This is a genomic window from Nocardia brasiliensis ATCC 700358, assembly GCF_000250675.2.
GTDB classification, from domain to species: Bacteria; Actinomycetota; Actinomycetes; order Mycobacteriales; family Mycobacteriaceae; genus Nocardia; species Nocardia brasiliensis_B.
Map to the genome: position 1 here is coordinate 7,617,986 of NC_018681.1, position 18,290 is coordinate 7,636,275.

Annotated in this window: 17 protein-coding genes and 1 pseudogene; 10 read left to right on the forward strand and 8 right to left on the reverse strand. The window is 65.2% G+C overall.

Annotated elements, in window-relative coordinates; genetic code table 11:
• Positions 1-99: 99 nt before the first annotated feature.
• Complete coding sequence (locus tag O3I_RS33860; protein WP_014987541.1) at positions 100-711, reverse strand: TetR/AcrR family transcriptional regulator; 612 nt, start codon at positions 709-711, stop codon at positions 100-102.
• A 47-nt stretch (positions 712-758) separates the two neighbouring features.
• On the opposite strand from O3I_RS33860, the gene O3I_RS33865 reads away from it, so the two are divergent.
• Genes O3I_RS33865 through O3I_RS33875 form a run of 3 tightly spaced genes read left to right on the forward strand, consistent with a single transcriptional unit; the run spans position 759 to position 3,354 of the window.
• On the forward strand, positions 759-1,925 hold the full coding sequence (locus O3I_RS33865) for a DUF418 domain-containing protein (protein WP_014987542.1): 1,167 nt from the start codon (positions 759-761) through the stop codon (positions 1,923-1,925).
• Entirely contained in the window at positions 1,925-3,031 is a 1,107-nt protein-coding gene (locus O3I_RS33870) for a hypothetical protein (RefSeq protein ID WP_014987543.1), read from the forward strand. The genes O3I_RS33865 and O3I_RS33870 overlap by 1 nt, the downstream gene beginning before the upstream one ends.
• Positions 3,028-3,354: a hypothetical protein gene (locus O3I_RS33875; protein WP_014987544.1), complete on the forward strand. Its 327-nt coding sequence runs from the start codon at positions 3,028-3,030 to the stop codon at positions 3,352-3,354. Before O3I_RS33870 ends, O3I_RS33875 begins: the two co-directional genes overlap by 4 nt.
• 192 nt (positions 3,355-3,546) lie before the next feature.
• Here O3I_RS33875 and O3I_RS33880 read toward each other — a convergent pair whose 3' ends face one another.
• From O3I_RS33880 to O3I_RS33910, 7 genes are all read right to left on the reverse strand, one after another.
• Complete coding sequence (locus tag O3I_RS33880; RefSeq protein ID WP_014987545.1) at positions 3,547-4,605, reverse strand: methyltransferase domain-containing protein; 1,059 nt, start codon at positions 4,603-4,605, stop codon at positions 3,547-3,549.
• Between the two features lie 868 nt (positions 4,606-5,473).
• Positions 5,474-5,749 (reverse strand): hypothetical protein, encoded by a 276-nt coding sequence (locus tag O3I_RS47100; protein ID WP_366929488.1) that lies wholly within the window; start codon positions 5,747-5,749, stop codon positions 5,474-5,476.
• Entirely contained in the window at positions 5,731-6,180 is a 450-nt protein-coding gene (locus O3I_RS46635) for a hypothetical protein (protein WP_237748179.1), read from the reverse strand. The genes O3I_RS47100 and O3I_RS46635 overlap by 19 nt, the downstream gene beginning before the upstream one ends.
• 75 nt (positions 6,181-6,255) lie before the next feature.
• The gene (locus O3I_RS33895) at positions 6,256-7,425 is read right to left on the reverse strand and encodes a DUF418 domain-containing protein (protein WP_041563042.1); all 1,170 of its coding nucleotides are present in this window, start codon (positions 7,423-7,425) and stop codon (positions 6,256-6,258) included.
• Positions 7,426-7,492: 67 nt separating this feature from the next.
• Positions 7,493-7,996 (reverse strand): hypothetical protein, encoded by a 504-nt coding sequence (locus tag O3I_RS33900; protein WP_141691879.1) that lies wholly within the window; start codon positions 7,994-7,996, stop codon positions 7,493-7,495.
• Positions 7,993-9,408, reverse strand: a complete 1,416-nt coding sequence (locus O3I_RS33905; protein WP_014987549.1) for a sensor histidine kinase — start codon at positions 9,406-9,408, stop codon at positions 7,993-7,995. The genes O3I_RS33900 and O3I_RS33905 overlap by 4 nt, the downstream gene beginning before the upstream one ends.
• Complete coding sequence (locus O3I_RS33910) at positions 9,405-10,079, reverse strand: response regulator transcription factor (RefSeq protein ID WP_014987550.1); 675 nt, start codon at positions 10,077-10,079, stop codon at positions 9,405-9,407. The genes O3I_RS33905 and O3I_RS33910 overlap by 4 nt, the downstream gene beginning before the upstream one ends.
• A 14-nt stretch (positions 10,080-10,093) precedes the next feature.
• Between O3I_RS33910 and O3I_RS47105 the strand changes: the two genes are divergently transcribed.
• The 7 genes and pseudogenes from O3I_RS47105 to O3I_RS33925 all read left to right on the forward strand — a co-directional run bounded on the left by O3I_RS47105 (position 10,094) and on the right by O3I_RS33925 (position 18,270).
• The gene (locus tag O3I_RS47105) at positions 10,094-10,306 is read left to right on the forward strand and encodes a recombinase family protein (RefSeq protein WP_081594354.1); all 213 of its coding nucleotides are present in this window, start codon (positions 10,094-10,096) and stop codon (positions 10,304-10,306) included.
• Positions 10,307-12,195: 1,889 nt separating this feature from the next.
• Entirely contained in the window at positions 12,196-13,236 is a 1,041-nt protein-coding gene (locus tag O3I_RS33915; RefSeq protein WP_041563043.1) for a polyprenyl synthetase family protein, read from the forward strand.
• Between the two features lie 216 nt (positions 13,237-13,452).
• A pseudogene (locus O3I_RS33920) lies at positions 13,453-13,737 on the forward strand (flavodoxin-dependent (E)-4-hydroxy-3-methylbut-2-enyl-diphosphate synthase); the annotation flags it as partial.
• Positions 13,738-13,881: 144 nt separating this feature from the next.
• Positions 13,882-14,796, forward strand: coding sequence for a UbiA family prenyltransferase (locus tag O3I_RS44260; protein WP_141691878.1), 915 nt, complete (start codon positions 13,882-13,884; stop codon positions 14,794-14,796).
• Between the two features lie 161 nt (positions 14,797-14,957).
• On the forward strand, positions 14,958-15,836 hold the full coding sequence (locus O3I_RS44265) for a UbiA family prenyltransferase (protein WP_167829196.1): 879 nt from the start codon (positions 14,958-14,960) through the stop codon (positions 15,834-15,836).
• 630 nt (positions 15,837-16,466) lie between these two features.
• Positions 16,467-17,201 (forward strand): NTP transferase domain-containing protein, encoded by a 735-nt coding sequence (locus O3I_RS44270; protein WP_014987554.1) that lies wholly within the window; start codon positions 16,467-16,469, stop codon positions 17,199-17,201.
• Positions 17,202-17,265: 64 nt separating this feature from the next.
• Positions 17,266-18,270: an NADPH:quinone reductase gene (locus O3I_RS33925; RefSeq protein WP_041563045.1), complete on the forward strand. Its 1,005-nt coding sequence runs from the start codon at positions 17,266-17,268 to the stop codon at positions 18,268-18,270.
• The last annotated feature ends 20 nt before the right edge of the window (positions 18,271-18,290 follow it).

Genomic DNA, 18,290 nt, shown 5'->3' on the forward strand with positions numbered 1-18,290 from the left:
CAGCTTGTCCGCCTTGGCATGCTGGGCGCGCCACGGTCACCGTGCCCGACCGAAGCACTGATGCCCTTGAACGCCAACAGCATTCACCCCCACAAAGAGTCACGACGAGATGCTGCGCCCATCATCGAGTAGTGCGCCGAGAAGTCGACGAAACACCGGAATTTCCCGCATCGCGTCGAACGAGTCGTCCGAAGCAATCCGGCCGGCGAGGCCCTCGAGCAGAACCATGATCCAGGCCGCCACGCGTTCAGGCTCCAGGGCAGTGTCGATCTGGCCTGCCTTGGTGGCCGATCGGGCATGAGTCGTCAGGCTCGTGCGCACCACCTCGTCGTCGGCGGCGAGTGCCGCCGTGATCTCGGGGTGATGTATCAGACCGCCGACGATTCGGATGAAGTCCGGAGCGCGCGGGTCGGCCAATTCGGCAACCGCGTGTTCGGTGTACTCGACGAGGACCTGCCGGTGGTCGGTGCGAGTGGTGCGCTGGGCGAAGAAATCCCTGACCTCCTCGGTGCCCAGCTCGATTGCGGCGACCACCAGCGAGTCTTTGGTGGGGAAGTAATGAAAGAAGGTGCCCGAGCCGATGCCGGCGGCCTTGCAGATCATCGCGGTCGTCGCGCCGGAGTAGCCGTGCTCGGCCAGAACGCCGAGACCGGCATCGATGATGCGCAGGCGGCGGGCGCGGTGACGCGCGGGATCGACGGTTCTGGGCATGAATCGACTCTATTACTAGAGTGGCCACTCTGTTAATGTGGGGTGGTATGTCCGACTCCCACCGCCCGCCCGCTGACCTCGCGCCAGCGCCGATCGCCCCCGCGCAGCGGTCGCTGGCCCCGGATCTGGCGCGCGGTGCGATGTTGCTGTTGATCGCGGTGGCCCATACCCGCATCCTGCACCCCGGCGGTGCCGCACTCGCGGTGCGCGGAGGCCCTGGCCCGGTGGACGACCTGGTGCAGGCCGTCTCGACCACGCTCGTGGACGGGCGCGCGTATCCGATGTTCGCGGCACTCTACGGGTACGGACTGGTGCAGATCTTCCGGCGCGCGAAGGCGCGTGGACTGGCGCCGGAACAGGCGCGCGGCTTGCTGCGCAGACGGGGCCGATGGCTCGTCGTGTTCGGGATCGCGCACGCCGCACTGCTGTACGCGGGCGACATCCTCGCCGCCTACGGGTTGCTGGCGGTGCTGCTGGCCGGCGCGGTCGGTTGGACCAATCGCCGGTTGGTCGCGGTGGGAGCGGTCGCGGCGCTGGCCGGAGCGACCGTGTTCGGCGGGTTGCAGGCCCTGCTCGACGGCGTCGAGGAGCCGCACCCACCCCTCGATCCGCTGGTGGGTGCGGTGCAGCGACTCGGATCGCTGGTGTTCATCGCGCCGATGAGCGCGATCATGGCCATCGCGCCGATGCTGGCCGGCATCTGGGCAGCACGCGCGGGTCTGCTCGATGAACCGTGGCGCCATGTGCGGCTACTGCGCAGGCTCGCGCTCCTCGGATTGCTGATCGCCGTCGCGGGCGCGATCCCTACGGTCGCAAGGTTTCTCGGCTGGTGGTCCCCCGGGGCCGAATGGACGAGCTGGGGCGCCGCAGCGCTGCACACCCTCACCGGGATCGCAGGCGGGCTCGGGTATGCGGCGCTGATCGGGCTGGTGGTCGCGCGGGCGACGTCGCGGCGCGGGCCGATCACCCACGCACTCGCCGCCGTGGGACAGCGGTCCCTGACCTGTTATCTTCTCCAGTCCGTCGGGTGGTTCGTACTCACCGAACCACTGCTTGCCAACCTTTTCGAGGCGCTGGGCGTGGCGGCCGCCGCGGCCGTCGGGGTCGCGATCTGGCTGGTCACCGTAGCAGTGGCCGTGATCCTGGCACGGTGCGATCGACGCGGCCCGGCCGAGATTCTGCTGCGCCGACTGACCTACCGGCAGTCGCGGTGATGGCCTCGCGTTATCGCGCGGTGGCGCTGCTGTTCGCGCTGCCCCCACTCACCGCCGAGGTACTCAGCGGCTACTCCGGGCACGCCACCCCGCTCGGCGTGGTCACTGCCGTGCTGATCGCCGGCCCTCTCTATGGCGCTGTCGCGGTGCTGATCCGCGAAGCAGCGGTGCGCACCGGGCTCGGATGGGTGTCGATCCTGCTGGTATGCGGGGCTTTCGGAATGGTCCAAGCCGGATTGATCGACCAATCGCTGCTGGACCAGGAGCATTTCGCCGACTCTCCGTATTGGGCGGGACGGGCGACCGAGGTACCGGGTGTCGGCATCGACATCAGTCAACTGCTGGTATTCGTCGGCGGACACGCGATGGTCACCTTCGGTGCGCCAATCGCATTGGTGGAGGGGATATTCGCGCGGTCGGCAGCACAACCTTGGCTCCGCCGACCGGGATTGGCGGTGTTTGGACTGCTCTATCTGGGCGCCGCCAGTCTGTTCTGCTACGAACTCGTCGTCGTGCCCGGGCTGGTCGGCTCACCAGTCCGGCTCGCCGGGGTGTCCGCGGTCGTCGTCGTGCTCGTCGTGGTGGCATTCGCGTTACCGCGCCGCCCCCACCGTTGGCCCACGTCGGCACGTTTCGACGCCGACGGACCGGGCAAATGGCGCGATCGGGCGCCGCATCCGACGTTGGTGGGCTCCCTCACCGTGCTGTCGGTCGGTACCCATATGGTGCTGCGCGCACCCGAGCCCCTCCTCGGTCCGCTCGCCTGGGTATGGGTGGCCGCCTCGGTCGCCCCGTTGACGCTCCTGGCCTATGCCCTGCACCGATGGTCGCGGCGACGGATGTGGCGGCGCGCCCACCTCCTCGCGGTCGCCTTCGCACCCTTGATCTGCACCGCTCTGCTGGCCTTCGCCGTCCCGCCCGTGCACGACGGGAACTGGCCGCCGAAACTGATATCCAACACCGCAGCCCTGCTCATTCTGCTCGTCGCGTGGCTGTGTGCTTCGAGAATCACCCCGCCGAGCCGCGAGCAGCAGGCGGCAACAATAACCCCGACGGCCGCCACCGGTGGTCATCGATTCGCCAATGAAGGAGAAGACAGATCATGAAGGCATTCGCAGTCGCCACCGGGATCGTTGCAGTCGTTCTCGCCGCGTCAGCCCCGGTCGCCACGGCGGCGCCCCAGGAGATCGCGATCATCAACGGGCTCGTGTACCAGGACCAGTACGGTGATCTCGCACGGTGCATCTCGGTCGGGCCGATGGACATCACCGTGGAGAACTACACCAGCAAGCGCACCGCCTACATTTACAACTCCGACGACTGCACGGGTAACCCGGTGGGCACCGTGGCCCCGGGCGCCAAGGGCGCCGCGTACGGCATAACCGTCGACTTCAAGAAACCGGCTGGCGGCGGCAGCTTCGAATGGTGATGCCCCCGCACAGCGGACGCCAGAATCACCAGAAAGCGCCAGGCAACCCGGGCGCACGGGTGAATCGGCCGAGCTGCCACCTCGGCACAACAGTCCTGAAAACGAGTGACCCGCTGAGCTTTTCACCGGCCACCGGGTTCTCGCCGCCGCCGAGCCGCGCGGATGAACACGGCCGCTGACACTCGATCGCATTCACGAAGCCGGGGCGACACGGATGAGAAAGGACGGCCTGCCCGAGATGCGTACCTGCTGAAGGTGGGTGGGTGTAAATCCGGCGTGGATGGCGGTGGCGAGTTCGCGGGCGTCGGGGATGAGGAGCACCGCGATTCCGTTGGCGGTGAGCAGCCGGCGCAACTCGGTCCACAGTGGTAGCGAGCTGTGGGAGAGTAGCCCGCGAGCCGGAGCTTGGCTGTCCCACGGCGGATTACAGACGATGCGGTCGATACTGCCCGGCGGCAACGGCACATTCGCCGCGTCGCCGAGTCGGGCCGGGATGGTGGCCGCGGCGTTCGCGCGGGTTGCCCGGACTGCTGCGGGGTCGGCGTCGAAGCCGCGGTAGGTGGCTGCGGGCTGGAGATGGCGCGCCTCGAGCAGCAGCGTGCCCGCACCGCAGCAGGGGTCGAGCACTCGGTCGCCGGGCCGCAGGTCGGCCAGCTGCACCATTGCCGACGCGACGGGGGGATGCAGGCTGCCGGGGACGCTCTGTTGTTTGTAGGGACGACGGTGCAACGGGTGCGTCGCGATGCGGAGCATGAGACGGGCATGTTGCCCGTCCAGGGTCACCCGCCACCCGCTACCCGAGTCCGGCGGCCGGGCACCGCCGCGACGCGAATGATAGTGGAGCCCAAGTTGTTCGGAGAGCGCACCGCCTACGGCGTCTTCGACGTCGTAGCGGTTGAAGTTTCGCCGGCCCAGGAACGAAGCCGACACTTCGATACCACCGCCGAGACCGGGTGGCCCACCGCACCGCTCCCTGGCTTCCCACAATCGAGGCACGTCCAAGTCCGCGACGAGACCGGCCAAGACGGCGACCGAGTTCTTGCGCCGGCCGATATCCGGCGCGGTGGCGGCCAGGACGAACGCGTCGTCAGCGGTCCGCAACCGCAGTACCTGAGAGGCTGAAGAGAGGGTGTGGCAATGGATTTCGCGATGGCCGAGTTCGACGACGGCACCGAGACCGAGCCGCAGGACCTCCGCGGCGACCACGGATTCCAGCCCTCGAACACATCGCGCCACCAGGCGGATGCCCATGAATGTATTTCTCCCACAACGAGGTTCGGAAGCGGCGGTATGCCGCCCCGCCTCGTCGACGACGGGGGGATCCTCGGTTCGCCGACGGGATCCTCAGCGCAGGAAGAAGAAATTCATGTCGGGCATCGTAACAGGGGGAACTGGATCGGTCCCGGCGAATTTCGCGCCGGATCACGCGGCGGTCGTCCAACTGTCGCTCTCGACCGGCGGACGCCGCCATCGCGTCGGGGGCACGCCCTCTATTGGCGGCGGCCGCGGCATCGGAGTGGCTACCCATCCATCTGCCCCGGCCAATCCAGCCAGCGAGGATCGCCCTGGTCGCTCACGCCCTGCAGCACATGCTGGCGTCCAGGACACCTTCAGTCATTTGTGGAACCCTCTCCCCTTGTCCATTCTCCCGAACTGTTCGGTTTCCCCAGCGCGCCTCCGCCTCGCCGGAGATGAAAACGGCCCGATCGTCGATGTCGCGCGTGGACGACTGCGGTTCTATCTGGCGCGACACCCGTCCTATTTCCCCGAGAATCCACCTGACCCAGTGATTGCCGGAGGCTGCGGCGGGTATCACGGCTCATGTCGGTGCCGGAGGGCAGTTCCGGGCTTCCCCGATGTGGCCAGTTGCCCGTCCAGCGGTTCACTGCCGGACGGGCAACGCCACCCATTTCGCCGGCCGCCCGATGCCGCGGGCAGCGCTCAGGCGGCGGATCGGCCGGAGAGGGTCGAGCCCAGGCGGCGAGCCTGCTCGTGCGACTCGAGCATGGACGCCTCGTGCAGCGCAAGCAGCGTCGGGTCGGCACCACCCGTGCAGTGTTCGGCCAGGTTTGATCGAGCCGAACCCAGCATGATGACGTAGGGGTCGCTGTCGCCGCGTTTACAGCCGCTTCGCTTGCCGCCACATCACGGCTCCGAGCACCGCGAGAAATGCGGTCGAGATCGCGTTACATGCCAATGCCACAACGAAACCCGAACTCGGGTGCCAATCCAGATAGGTGACCACACCCCCGACGGCACTACCCGTCCCCGCGACCGCCATCAAGACACCGATCCAGCGCGGAAAGCTCCGATCCACCACGATCGCTGACCCGATCAGCAGGAAGGGAAGACCGAAAGTCCATGTGGCCGAGGCGGTTACCGTGCCATATAGCACTGCGAACAACGCGTCGGCGAGCTGCAGATTCCGTTCCGCCTCGGCGTCGGCCGAGGTCGCCCACTGATCGGCGACGCGCTTGAAGGCGAACCCATCGATGGTGAGTCCACCGCGAAAATCGCAGCACCGATTCCCATGCTCAGCGCCGCGAAACGGCCGAGGACACAGCCGAGCGCGGTGCGCAACGTGCGCGGCAGGCCATAAAAGGCGCCCGCCCACAGCAGAACACAGAGAATGCCCGCCAAATGTGTGACGTACCAGTGTGGATGATCAGCGACGAACCGGACGGCCGCGGTGACGTCCTCGTCGGGCAGGTCACCGTGCATCACACCGACCAAGAGAAACCCACCACCGCCCACCATCGCACAACCGCCGGAAATCCTCAGCCAAAGTCGTTGCACTCCAGGACTATTCTCGGAAATGTCGTCCATGAGGTGAAGTATCGACCGCACGTGCCACTGGCGACAGGGAGCTAACAGGTGAACTGTCCAGAACTCCGTCAGCCGTCAGGGGCGCTTTCGCTGTCGGCCCTGTTTTGGATTGCCCGCGGTGACCATGGCGATGTGCACCAGCCACTCCAGGGGCCCGCGACGGAATCGCTTGCGCCACAGGGCCGACAGCGCGAGGACTGCCACGATGACCCCGCCGAACCCGGCCACCGAGAACTGGGTCCGGGGCTCGAGGACGGAGTACAGGAACAGCAGGTGCCCGACGTACCAGGTCAGGGTCATGCTCCCGGCCGCGACGAGGGGCCACAGCAGCGACTGCGCGCGCGGGCGGTCCAAGAGTGGCAGCAGCAGACCGAGCAGCAGCAGCGCCACGCCGATCATGAAGGTGATGCCGACGAGACTGGTGGCGTACGGGGCCGTGGCGCCGGGCATGTCGAACAGGGATCGCCAGGTGAGCAGGTCGCCTGCCGGAAGCAGATGCGGAACCAGGGCCGCGACCGCCGACGCGGTGAGTGCCAGCGCGAGGCCACCCCCAGCCATGCGGAGGCGTACCGCCGTGGCGCGCAGATCGAGGCGGCCGATCGCGAGTCCGGCCAGCACCAAGGGGATTCCGTAGACGGTTTGGAAGCCGCCGCCGTAGCCCACCAAGGAGAAAAGGTATGCGGCCCAGTGCTGCGGCTGGAGAAGTATCGCGGGCCCGCTCGGGATCTCGGTCATCAGCCAGCTCATGTGGTTGTTCATCACCCACACGGCGTAGAGCGTCACGGCCGGTACGGCCGCGGCGGACATCAGGGCGAGGGTCCGGGGTCGCAGACCGGTGCAGGGCACCAGCAGGAGCAGCAGCACCCCGTAGAACTCCAGCACGTTCGGCGCGGCACTCTCCAGGCACAGCCCGATGAGGAAGATCATGCCCGCGCGCACGGCCAACCGCCTGCGCGCCAGGCTCATTCGCTGGCCGGTGTACGGTCGCGCACCGCCGGTCATGAGCGCCACGGATACTCCGGCGAGCAGGATGAACAGGCTCATGGCGCGTGAGGATGTCTCGTTCTGGAACCACGCGACGGGTGCGGGCGCGGCATCCGGCGCACCGGTCTGCAGCCAGCCCGACATATGGAAGTGCATGAGAAATACGCCCAGCAGCGCGAGCCCGCGCACGGCGTCGACGCCGAGCAGCCGTGGCGGCGCGTGCCCGGTCCGCGGATCTGTGGAAGTGGCGAGTGCTGTCATGCCGGACACGGTGCCCGCCCGATGTGGGCACTTCGTGGCAGCTGTGTCGCGGTTCTGTCGCAAACAGTCAGCGCTGGACCGGACAGGTCAGCGAGCCGAAGTCCGGGCCGATGGTGGGCTTGATCAGCACGGTGGCCGATGGGCGGCCCGCTTGGCGATGGACTCCCAGTGCCGTGCAGGCAACCTGGGCGATCGCGTGATCACTGAGTTCTGTTCTGGTGTAAGGCATGTCGACGGTGATGAGGGTGTCGAATTCGGTCACCAGGGGAGCCGGGCCTCCCTCCGCCTCCGGTATCTCGGTGTGCAGTCCCGGGCCCGGTTGCGTGCGGCGCATCAGGTCGAGTGCCTCGCCGACCGTCCCGAGTTTCCCGGTTTCCCGGAATTCCGGGGTCACGGTCCCGTCGGCGGCGACGAAATACAGGGTCACGCCCGGCGCGATGCCGGTCGGGGCGTCGCCGCCGGCGAAGACGGCGCTGCCCGAGATCCCGCAGCCGCCGCACACCGCCGCCGCGAGCAGGAGCGCGACCGGCCTGATTGGAGTCCATTCTCGCTGTCGCCCAGGGAGTTTCACGGCCGACTCCCCGCTGCGGGCCGCCCCGGGGTCCGGGGCAGGCGGACGGTGAAGCGCGCGCCACCGGTGGGCGCACGGCCCGCGGTGATGTCGCCGCCGTGCAGGCGGGCGTGCTCACGGGCGATGGCCAGGCCGAGTCCGCTGCCCCCGGCCCCGCCGCGCCCGGCGTCGGCCTTGTAGAAGCGGGTGAACACGCGGTCGGGATCGGTTGCGGGCAGCCCAGTTCCGTGGTCGTCGACGGTGATCAGCACGTCCTCGCCCGCGGTGTGAATATCCACCTGCACCGGCGGTGCGCCGTGCGACAGCGCGTTGCCGACGAGGTTCGCCACGATGACATCCAGGCGGCGGCGGTCCACGATCGCCTCGACCGGCTCCATCGCCCGCAGCCGCACTCGGTCGTCGTCCCAGAGCCGGGCGGCGAGGCTGTCCCGCACCGCCGCGACGATTTCCACGTCCTCGGGGTGCAGCCGTTCGGCCGCGGCGTCGAAGCGGGAGACCTCGATCAGGTCCGCGACCAGGGTGGTGAGCCGCCGGGTGGCGTCGACCGCGAGCAGCGCGGATGCCCGCTGGTCGCCGGTCATCCGATCGGATTCGGCCTCCAGCACCTCCACCACCGCGGTGAGCGCGGTGAGCGGCGTGCGCAGCTCGTGCGAGACATCGGCCACGAAACGGCGGGACTCGGCCTCCGAGGCCCGCAATCGGTCCACCGTCGATTCCAGTTGTGCCGCCATGTGATTGACCGTCACGGTGAGCTCGGACAGCTCGTCGCCGCCGCGGGGGTTGCCGCGCGCGGTGAGATCGCCGTCGGCGAGTCTGCGTGCGGTATCCCGCAATTCCCGCACCGGCCGCAGCACGCCGCGCGCGGCCAGCAGCGCCAGCCCGGCCGCCAGGGGCAAGGCCAGCAGGCTGGTCAAGGCGGCGGCGCGGCCGGAATCGGCTATGCGGGCCTGCGTTTCGCTGAGATCGCGCACCGCGTACACCTCGATGCCCGAGCGCGTGCGGCGGCCGTCCACACCGGTGACCATGACGGGGGTGCCGATCAGCAGCCGCGGGCCTGAAATCCTTTGCAGCATCAGCCCGCCACTGTCGCGCACCGCCTTCCGGAGCTCATCGGTCACCAACTCGCGATCGGAATCCGTTGCCGCGGTGAGGTTCCCGTAACACACCCATACTCGGCCGCCGATCAAGTCCCGCAACCGGTCCAGGGTCTGCTGATCGGGAGGATCGGTGAGCGACGGCGCCGCGGCCGTGATGCGCGCCGCCACCTCGGCAGCGGCGCTGTTCTGCGCGTCACTGGTCAACGAGGCTCGCGCCGAGACGAATCCGGCCCAGGCCGCCGCCGCCGCGCCGATCACGGTGACCAGCACGAAAGCGGCCAGCAGCCGGGCGCGCAATCCGCGCGGCCATCTCATATCGGCCCGAACCGGTAGCCGAAGCCGCGCACCGTCTGCACGAACAGCGGCGCGGCCGGATCGCCTTCGATCTTGGCGCGCAGCCGCTGGATCCCGTTGTCCACCAAGCGCGAATCGCCGAGGTAATCGTGCTCCCACACGCGTTCGAGCAGCTGCTGGCGGCTGAAAACCTGCCCCGGGGCGCCGGAAAGCTCCAGCAGCAGACGCAGCTCGGTCCGCGTCAGCGCCACCGCGACTCCGTTCTTCGCCACCGTCAGCCCGTCACGGTCGATCTCGAGCTCCCCGAATCGCACGGTGCCGCTCTGCACGTCCCGGCCGCCCCGGCGCAGCACCGCCTTGATGCGCGCGTCCAACACCCGCGGCAGCACCGGCTTGACCACGTAATCGTCGGCCCCCGCCTCCAGCCCACCCACCACGTCGATGTCGTCCTCGCGCGCGGTGAGCATGATGACGGCGACGTCACCCCGCGCCCGCAGCCGCCGACAGACCTCGAAGCCGTCCATGCCGGGCAGCATCACATCCAGCACCACGAGCTCGACCCCGTCCGCGGCCAAGGACAGCCCCTCCTCCCCCGACGCCGCGACGCGCACCTCGTGGCCGTGCCGCCGCAGCGCCATCGCGAGGCTGTCCCGGATCAGCGGGTCGTCCTCTATCAGCAGGATGCGCGCCACCGCCTCATCATGGCATTGCCGCGGCCCGCCGAGGCGAACGCCACGGGGCCGGCGCACGCACGATCGCCGCCATCCTCAACGACCGCGGCCACCGCACCACCACCGGTGGGCTCTGGTCCACCCAACAAGTACTACGAGCGCTGAACAACCGAACCTACCTGGGCGAGACCAACTTCCGCGGAAACACGACCACCGACAGCCACGAATCACGGGACCCTGGGCGATGAACTCCTCACCGAACGCCTCTCCAGCCTCCGCACCAAAACCAACCAACTCCAGACCCGCCGCGACGAGCTGACCTACGAGATGGAAGAAGCACCCCGCTCACCTGGACCTGCCACACTCGACGACATCGCAGACCACATCGCCGAGGTCATCCGCGACGGCAACAACAACCAAACCAAAGCACTCATCGAAGTACTCATCGCCGAAGTCACCGTCATCGCGCCCGATCGACTCATCCCGATCTTCCGGATCCGCAACCCACCCCACAGGACCCACCCAGCGCGAACAATCCAGTCGCCACGACACCGCTACGCCTTTCCCCACTGTCGCGACCAAACCCCACGCCCTCCAACGACTCAGCGAAACCGACCGCGCGCAGATCATAGTGACCTACCAATCCGGTGCATCCATCAACAAACTCGCCACCGAATGGCAACTCGCGAAAGGCAGCATCCTCAAATTCTCCGCGAGAACGGCACCACCATCCGCACCGCCCTCCAACGCCGCGGCATCTCACGCCGCAATACCGACGGCCGGACTCAGCAGTAGTTCTGCCAACGTCGGTTTCGCACCCCAGGGCAGCACGGACAGCATCCACAACAAAACGGCACCCGCCACGCAGCACCCGAGCCGCGCTGGGAACTATCCCCGGACCGGTTGCGCCAGAACTCCACGACCGGCCGCAACGGCAACCAACGCGGCAGAGCTGCACCGCCACCGTGTGCCCGGATGCGACCGCCTCATGTTGAGGCACCGGGGCGTCGACCTTTCGCCACGCCGACGTCGTCCAGTCGAACGAAGTGTCAGACTTCGCCATCACCGGATTGCTGTAGCCCACGACAGTTCTGCTCACTGATCCCGAGAAGGGTGGGGCGGGTGAGCAGCAGGGCCGTCCGGACATCGACAGCACGATCCCCTCCGACGATATGCGCGGCAACGGACTTTCGTGGTGGGCCCGGCGGGTCGAGCGGGTGGTGTTTCATGGTCACGGCAAGTGGGCAAGCGGCGTGCCGCGGGCTCATCGAGTTTTGGTTCAGGTCAGGCCCGGCGATGCATGTGGTGAGGCCGACGACGATATCGGTGATCCTTTCCTGCGCAGTGCATGTCACGCCCGTGGGACTGCGCAGCTACGTAAAGCAGTGGCGGTCAACGCCTTCGGAGTAGCGATCTTCTGACTTACACGAGGCGAGCCGGACACGAATCTGTCCGTTTAGTGTCCGGTTTGCACTAGTGGGGACGGGGCTATCGTCTAGGTAGCGGGATCGAGCACAGCGCGAAGGTTCGGGGATGCCATCGTTGTCAGCCGCCGAACGGATTTGGGTTGGTGTGGTCTGTGTCGGTTGCGATTTTCAACTCCGGAGCACTGATCATGTAGGTCCGTCTGAATGTTGAATCCCGTCTGCACACGGCCGAGTGGCGTCCCGCAGCGACGTCGCCTCGACGAAAATTTGATTCGCCAGTACTTTTCAGCGGAGTCGGTGTCATCGACCGATTTGAGCCCTCGAGGGGCTCAGAAGTTCGCTGCCGGATTCACGGCGGCCGGTTGAGACTCCTCGGCCGCGAGTGCGGTGCGTGTGTCACGCATGTCCGGTGAGTGCGATCCGAGCCAGCGACGAGTTGCGAGGTCGGCGAACAGGTTTCACAGATCTTGAATACCGCCTACCGCACGCACACTGGCTGGACTGCCAGCTGTCAGGTGTGTGGCGGCCACCCGTGAGTTTCACGGCGACAACCCTGGCATGCCGAGGTGGCGGTGGGTCCAAGAGCGGCTAGCCGGCGTGCGCGGCAGCAGTCCGGAGTCCGTGCCCGGTTCTCGAACTCGTGGACTTCCGCGCCGAAGCCTGAAAGTCGCTGCGCGACATAAGTATCTGTTCTTGGAGGATTGATCGAGATGACGCTCACCGTTCGCGCCCGGCCAGGACGATCCGCGACAGAGATTCTTGCGGAAACGCGGAAGGTGTTCGAACCGGCCTACCGGTCGGCGGTTACCGCGCTACCTGCCGATATTGCGACGGTCGGCGGCTATCACATCGGCTGGTGGGACGCGCAGCGAACGCCGACACAGCTGGGCGGGAAGTCGATTCGTCCCGCCTTGGTGCTGGCAAGCGCCGCCGCGAACACCCGTGGTTCGGCCGAGCTCACCCGCGAACGCGCGATCATTGCCGCGGTGGCCGTGGAGATGGTGCACGATTTCTCGCTGCTGCACGACGACATCATGGACAACGACGAGATCCGTAGACACCGCTGCGCGGCATGGGCGACATTCGGTGTGCCCGCAGCCATTCTCACCGGCGACCTGTTCCTGACCGCCGCGACGAACCTGCTCATCTCCCAAGATCGTGACGCGGCACGCATCCTCATTAAAGCGTTGCACGCGCTGTGCGAGGGGCAAACCGAAGATCTCGCCTTCGAGAACCGGCCGTCGGTGTCACTGCCGGAGTGCCTGCACATGGTCGAAGGTAAAACTGCCGCACTGTTGAGCGCCTCGTGCGAGCTCGGCGCATGGGCCGCTCACGCGGGTCCAGAGAAAGCCACGCTCATGCGGCAATTCGGCCTCCAGCTCGGATTCGCCTTCCAACTCGTCGACGATCTCCTCGGCATCTGGGGAGACCCCGAGATCACCGGAAAACCGGTATTCGCCGATCTCGTCCATCGCAAGAAGTCCCTGCCGGTGGTCGCCGCACTGAACTCCCACACCACCGCCGGTATCGAACTTGCGCAACGCTACAGCGGCACCGACCTGCTCAGCCAAGCAGAGCTCGAGGACCTCGCGCGGCTCATCGAGCTCGCCGGCGGCCGCAGATGGGCCGAAGACGCTGCCGCCGAACATATCTCGGCTGCGCAGCACCTCCTCGAACAAGCCGAACCGAATCCTGCGGCGGCGGCGGATCTGTTGACGTTGGCCGGCCTGATCACACGAAGGGAGCGCTGAAATGACCGGTCGTGGACGTGAGCTGGTACTCGCTGCGCCGCGCTCACTTTGCGCGGGAGTCGAGCGTGCTATCGACACGATCGAGCGCGTCTTCCTCCCGCACGGAGCCCGCAACGCCCTACTCACCGAATGCGGCATCTCGGCACGCGGAATCTGCGACCTCGTCTCCCGCGTACTGCCACCCACGCGGGCACACGAATCAGCTGGGAGCTCGCGATGAGCATCATCTATCTGCGCACCCCCAGAGCGCCTCTCCCGATGGCAGCGCGGCGTGTATCGCGCCGACTGATGGTCGGGTCTGTTCCGGTCGGCGGCGGCGCGCCGATTTCGGTGCAGTCGATGTGTACTACGAGCACCGCAGACACCGACGCCATCCTGCAGCAGATCGCCGAGCTCACTGCCGCCGGATGTGAAATCGTCCGAGTCGCCGTCCCTTCCCGCGACGACGCCCGGGCATTACCTCGGATCGTCGCACGATCACCTATCCCGGTCATCGCCGACAGCCTCGGACAAACACACCGCAACGGCGGGGCGAGAGTCCTCGACACCCGAGGCCTCGACCCCGTGAACACCGGTGCCGACTGGATACCACCCAATCACGGCTAAGTGAGCTCTAGCAACGCCGTTCCTCAACGGGAGATAACGATGCACGACAGAAGCGCCGCACCCACAATTTCGCTGAAGACCCGGCGGCTACTATCGGTGAGCGCCCACGAAATACGCACCACGTGCACCCTGTTCTCGCTGGACAACACGTTTATCACGCTTGTACCCGGAGTCACCTTTACCGTAAGCGTGAGCGCAGCGGCGGAGAGCCGACCAGCTGAGTTATTCAATATAGCCGCTGGGTCTATGCTGTACTTCTTTCTATACGGATACTTCTTCACCCTCTCGAACCAAATCGCCGGACTGGAAGAGGACCGACTGAACAAGCCGCACCGCCCTCTTGTCCGCGGTCTTGTCGATGTTGACGGCATGCGCCGCCGACTCATCGGCGCCACAGCCGCTTTCATACTCACAGGGTGGCTCCTAGGAGTCATAGAATGGGCGCTCATATGGGTAGCGATATCTTTTATGCACAACCAACTACACTGGTCTCGAAATTGGATTTTCAAGAACATAACAATGCTGGTCGGGATTATAGCGATGCTCGCAGCAGGCGCTTCACTAGCGAACTATCTGAACGACACCACATGGCGGTGGATAGTCGTTATCTCGGCCGCAAACTTTGCATTGGTGTCTCTCCAGGATCTGCGGGACACGGCAGGCGACGAAGCCGTGGGACGACGCACTTTCCCTCAATATTTCGGGATCAATCGCACTCGAATCTTATTGGCGATAGGCTTCATAGCTTATCCAGCCCTACTGCATTGCACACTGTACGCAGAACCTCGATACTTCTCGACAGCAACGGTGCTCGAAGTCATCATCGCGATATTCAGCGCGATTATATCGCTTCGCATCGCCACAGCCGAGACCGCACGCGCCGACCATATAACGTACGTCATCTATTGCTATCAGTACTGCTTGATACTCGCCTCCCCGGCACTAGTGATATGACGGCCAGGGCACCGTCAGGCCTCCGGCAAGAAAGGATCTTTGCAAGCAGCGATATTAGAAGCAAGGCCATTATTGGAGAAGCAATGTTCGAACCTGCAACGTCACCGACACGAAACAGCCAGAACCGCGGTACTGCCGGTACTCGACATAGAATCAGTGCGATGCACCATCAGCTGACGATGGAGCCAGAAATAGCTATCCGCATGATGATGACCAACACCATCAGCGTGGTATTTGTGACCAACATGTTCGCATTGAGTGCAGCAGTATATTTCGACGTCCACGGCGGAGAATTACTGAAGACGCTCGCGATCTCTTTCGCGCTATCCGTTCTCTTCTTGTACACCTGGGACTCGTCGAATCAGGTCAGAAGCCGTGCGGAAGACTCGATAAATAAACCCTACCGACCATTGCCTACCGGCCTCGCAACCCCGCGCGGAATGCTGACAAGATACATTCTTGCTGCAGCCTTACTCGTGTCGTTCAGTCTACCTTTGAATATCTGGCTGTGGTCCACAGGCTGGCTCATCGCTACCTTTTTCAACCATTTGATCGCGCGTCCACGAGACTATATTTGGACCAAGGTGCCCACCAATTGTCTCGCGTTCTTCTGCATGACCGCTGCAGCATGGCGGCTATCCGGGCCGATCGACTCAACCGGCTGGAGATGGCTATGCCTCATGACCATATTTACGTGCTTACCTCAGATATTCGAAGACCTACGAGATATTCATGGAGACGCTGCGGTCGGACGACGGACACCGGTAGCAATTTTCGGCCAATTGCCAGTCCGGCTATTTTTCTTCACAATGGTCGCAGCCACTCCTGTTGTCATGCACATATACCTTTGGCAGGACGCAACCTCTAGCCGCACCACCCTGATGGTGTGCGATGTCATGGTCGCCTCATTCTCATGGACCACCGCGATTCGCGCACTGGCTTTACGATCGGTACGGTCCGACGCCATTACTTTCCAGCTATTCACCGTATCAGTCGGCATTTCACTTCTGAGTGGGATCTTCGTGTGGGCTAACCGCTAATTTGGAGAATCCCTGCCTATTGACCAATAGTGCCGTAACGTCTGGTTCGAACCTCGAATCCGGCGACCCATACAGTCAGGATTGAGGCGGCCGTTGTGCCACATGGCCGCACTACCGGCATCGACCGTAAGCGCGATGCGCGTACCTCTGGCTCAATCAGCCGAACTCGCTGTTGCGAAGTAGCCCCTGGTCCGAAACCGAACCGGATGTGCCCGCCGTGGAGCAGGCGCAACCAGGTCAGCGACCTGAGCGGTGACCATTTGGTCAATTTTTGGCATTAAGATGCACCGCTTGGATGTAGACTAACGAGTTTGCCTGTCGGTAGCGTGCCTGGTATTGCAATAGCAGGCGGTGCGTGAGCTCTCGGGCGTGACGTCAACACCGAACCATCTGCCCAACGCCTTATCTGTCGAGATGAGCACGGCGGCCTACTTGTCAACGGAGATTCCTGGATCCTGCCATGACAAGTGCAGCACAAGAGCAAACAGTTTCGCTGAGTTGGGTCAGTCAGAGATGGAGGGCCAGAATGTCGAGATCGCTTGATGTGCCCGCGCATTATGTCACCGATCGCTACGTGGTCGAGGCCCGAGACGATATCGAGCTCATCACCGCTCTGTTTCGGAGCAGGGCGTGAAAGCCGTTGTTCTCGCCGCGGGCAGCGGAAGCCGAATGGGCGCGCTGACCGCGACCCATCCAAAATGCATGCTGCGCATGTACGGAACCACGTTGCTGGAGCGGCAACTGGAAGCCCTGGCCCGCGGTGGTGCGGACGATATCGCGGTCGTGACCGGCTGGCGTGCTGGATCTTGGGAACCTACCGGTCTTCGGGCGTTACACAACTCTCTGTGGGAAGAGTCGACGGTGGTCGATTCGCTTGCTGCGGCGCGCGGCTGGCTCGCTGATGAGCCTTTCGTCGTTGCATACGGCGACGTCTTGTTCTCCGCAGCAACCGTAGCCGCTTTGCTCCGGTCGTTCTGGCCCACTGCGGTAGCCTACGATCCTGACTGGGAGCCCAAGTGGCGCAAGCGGTTCGGCGGCCCGTTGATCGATGCCGAAACTTTTCGCCATGACGCAGCGGGTCGACTCACCGAGATCGGCGCACGACCCCGTGACGTATCCGAGATTGATGGACGCTACGCCGGACTCATCAAATTGACCCCGTCGTGGTGGACCTTCTATGACGAACTCGGAGGACGGGGAATGGAATTAACTACTATGCTCGGCGAACTGATTCGATCAAAGCGGCTGACAGTAGGGACAGTAGCGATAACCACGCCGTGGTGGGAATTCGACCAACCGTCGGATCTGCCTCTTGGACTACCCGCGGTACGAGCCCTCGATGACCTTGTCAAAGGTGCACCGTGAACGCAATGGTAATCCGTGTTTCATCGATCGACATCAGCGAAAGCGTGCGGAGGTTGCGAGAGGAATGCGCGTAATCGTCTATTCAGAGACCGGTCCATCTTCGGTGCTGCGTCTTGTCGAGCGGCCCGATCCCGCACCGGGACCTGGTGAAGTGGTGGTCCGCATCGTCCGCGCCGGCGTTAATCCAGCGGACTGGGGGTTTCGCGCGGCACCGGGCCCTGTCGATGGCGAGCTGGCACCCGGCCAGGACGGTGCGGGCTTCGTCGAGGCCGCCGGGCCCGGTGTCGATCATGTCGCCGTTGGTGACCGGGTATGGCTGCTGCTGGCCCAGCAGGGTCACGGCTACGGTACGGCCAGTGAACTGACCGTGCAGCCCGCCCACCGGGTTGTCCCGCTGCCGGAGAGTGCTTCTTTCGATCTCGGTGCCGCGCTCGGCGTGCCGTTCCTGACCGCGCACCGCCTGTTGACTTCCGGTTCGGTGACGCGGCTGGGCCCTGCGGCGCTGGCGGGGCAAACTGTGCTGGTCGCCGGGGGCGCCGGCGCGGTCGGCAACGCTGCGATCCAGTTGGCGCGCTGGGCAGGGGCGAGGGTGATAGCGACCGTGAGCTCTTCCACGAAAGCGAGGTTGGCACGTGCGGCCGGCGCGCATCACGTGCTGAATTACCGAGAGTCCGATCCCGCCCCGGAAATCCTCGGGATCGCACCCGGTGGGGTCGATCTGATCGCCGAAGTCGCGCCGGCACAGAATAATGCGCTGGATCTGGCCGTTGCGAAGATCCACGGCACCGTCTCGATCTACGCGGACAATGGCGGCGACACACTGACGTTGCCACTGCGGGAGACCTACCGCAAAAACCTGCGCTACCAATTCACCGTGCTGCATTCCCTTGACACGGCGCTGTTGCGGGCAGCCATCGATGACGTCAGCTCCGCACTCACCGAGCGGGCTCTGCGGGTCGGGGAAGACGCCGGTCTGCCGCTGCATCACTACAGCTTGGAACAGACCGCGGCCGCGCACGATGCCGTCGAACAAGGCGCGATCGGCAAGGTCCTGCTCGACCTGAAGTAGGCCAGGGTCTGCCCGTGACG